The organism is Bradyrhizobium sp. CAR08, assembly GCF_052871955.1.
Genome location: NZ_JBIXJX010000066.1, coordinates 1 through 2,487, shown reverse-complemented (window position 1 = coordinate 2,487; position 2,487 = coordinate 1). Strand labels below are relative to the sequence as shown.

Below are 2,487 nucleotides of genomic sequence, written 5' to 3'. Positions count from 1 at the left end.
AAAAGCCCCATACAAGGAAACCGCGCATGGTGGGCAGGACTGATGCGGCAGGCTCTATGGGGATTTGAGCGCTGCAGGCGAGCTTGGTGATGGAGTTCGAACCGGTGCAGCGCGCGGCACGACGCTGTCGCTATCATCGAATGGGCGGTGGACGTTGTCGAACGCGATCAATGATCGACGGATGGGCGACGACCGATGAGCGTTCGGGTGCGCTGCGCCGTGGCCGGTCGATGAGCGGCGGGCATGACGAACAGCTTTGCGGAATGGCCGATGCGCGGTCATGAGGTGTCGATCCTGATGGCGCTGATTGGCGCGGTCGATTGGCGGTGCGGCATTGCACCTCGCTCAAAAACCTCGATGACGATCATGCGGCCGCCGCAGCATGGACACGGTGGCTTGCCGCTGTCGACGATGGTCTCGGTCGGTTCATCCTCACGATCGCTGACGGCGAGCAGTTCGCGCGCGCGTGCGACATTGTCGGCGCAGACGCCCCGTGCGAGCAGGCCGTAATGGCGGATGCGGTGAAGGCCTTTTGGCAGCACGTGGATGAGGAAGCGGCGGATGAACTCGTCTGTGGCGAGCGTCATCCGCTTTTGCCGGTCGCGGCCTTCGACCCGATAATCCTTCCATCTGAAGGTGACATCGTGCTGGTCGAGGGCGATCAGGCGGCTGTTGGCGATGGCGACGCGATGAGTATAGCGCGACAGATAGGCCAGCACGGCTTGTGGTCCGCCGAACGGACGCTTGGCATAGACGACCCATTCCGTCTTGCGCGACGCTGCAAGCAATGCGGCGAATGACTGCGCTGCAGCGAGATGAGCGTCGTTGCCGAAGAAGCTCAGGCGCCCGGCCTGGTGGAGGGCGGCGAGGCGACCTAGGAACAGCCGTCGAAACAGGCGTGAGAGCACGCGCACCGGCAGGAAGAACCCCGGCCGGCAGGACACCCAGCGCTGTCCGTCGGGCGAGATGCCGCCGCCCGGCACGATCATGTGCACATGCGGGTGGTGGGTCATGGCCGAGCCCCAGGTGTGCAGCACGGACGTGATACCGATCCTGGCGCCGAGATGCTTCGGATCTGCGGCGATCGTCAGCATCGTCTCGGCCGAGAGCTTGAACAGGAGATCGTAGATGATGGCCCTGTTCTGGTAGGCGATGTCGGCGATCCGGGCCGGCAGCGTGAACACGACGTGATAATATGGCACCGGCAGCAGCTCGGCTTGGCGATCGGCGAGCCACTACTTCGCCGCGGCGCCCTGGCACTTCGGGCAGTGCCGGTTGCGGCAGGAGTTGTAGGCGGTGGACGTGTAGGCGCAGTCCTCGCAGCGCGCGACATGGCCGCCGAGCGCCGCCGTGCGGCAGCTCTCGATCGCCGACATCACCTTCAACTGGTCGAGGCTGACACGGCCGGCATGGGCCTGCCGCCATGCCGGGCCACGGTCGCGGAAGATATCCGCAACCTCCAGAGCCGGACGAGACACGCCGGCCTCGCGTCAGCCGGGCGGCCGGGCCTCCTTCAGCTTGATCGCGATGTGCTCCAACGGGCTCATGACCTCGCTGATCGTCTTGGTGGCGACGCGGGTATAGAGCGCGGTCGTATCGAGCTTGGCGTGACCGAGCAGAACCTGGATCACGCGCACGTCGATGTTCTGCTCCAAGAGATGAGTGGCGAAGCTGTGCCGCAAGGTGTGCAGCGAGACCCGCTTGTTGATCTCCGCCATCTGGGCAGCGGCGTGGCAGGCGCGGTTGAGCTGGCGCGTGGTCATCGGCTGGGCCGGATCGCGGCCAGGGAAGAGCCAGCCCTGTGGCCGTGCCGCCTTCCACCAGGCGCGCAGCAGATCGAGCAGGTGTGGGGAGAGCATGACGTTACGGTCCTTGCCGCCCTTGCCCTGTTCGACCCGGATGATCATCCGCTTGCTGTCGATGTCGGAGATCTTGAGCGAGACGACCTCGTTGGCCCGCAGGCCGGCGCCATAGGCTACGCTGAGCGCCGCCTTGTACTTGAGCCCCGGTGCCGCATCGAGCAGGCGCGCCACTTCTTCCGGGCTCAGCACCACCGGCAGCTTGCGCGGCTCGTGAATGACGTGGGTGTGCTCGACGATCTCGTTGCGCTTGAGCGTAACCTTGAAGAAGAACCGCAGCGTCGAGACGGTCTGGTTGATAGTCGGCACGCCAACGCCGCTCGATGCCAGATGCAGCTGGTAGCGCCGCACGTCCTCAAAACTCGCCGTATCCGGCGATCGCCCGAGGAATACCGCGAAGTTCTTGACCCTCTGCACATAGTCATGTTGGGTCTTCGGCGCGAACTTGCGGATCGTCATGTCTTCGATCATGCGCCGCCGCAACGGGCTCGTGGCCTCGTCGGTCATGGGGATGCTCCTGTCTTGGGTGAAGGTTGCGAACCCCTCATCTCAAGACAGGACGCCTCGTTGCGCTATCCTCTCAGCCGCGCTGCCGGCCGTCGTGCCTACCGCGCGAGCGGTTTAGTCC

General features: G+C 64.9%; 1 protein-coding gene and 1 pseudogene. Both read right to left on the bottom strand.

From position 1 onward, the window contains the following. Positions 1-278 precede the first annotated feature (278 nt). A pseudogene (locus ACIPUD_RS39660) lies at positions 279-1,478 on the bottom strand (IS91 family transposase). 12 nt (positions 1,479-1,490) lie between these two features. After that, positions 1,491-2,366 (bottom strand): tyrosine-type recombinase/integrase, encoded by an 876-nt coding sequence (locus tag ACIPUD_RS39655; RefSeq protein WP_247542910.1) that lies wholly within the window; start codon positions 2,364-2,366, stop codon positions 1,491-1,493. Positions 2,367-2,487: the final 121 nt, after the last annotated feature.

Coding starts and splice junctions, on each gene's coding strand:
- ACIPUD_RS39655 (WP_247542910.1), bottom strand. CDS start 2,366: ATGACCGACGAGGCCACGAGCCCGTTGCGGCGGCGCATGATCGAAGAC.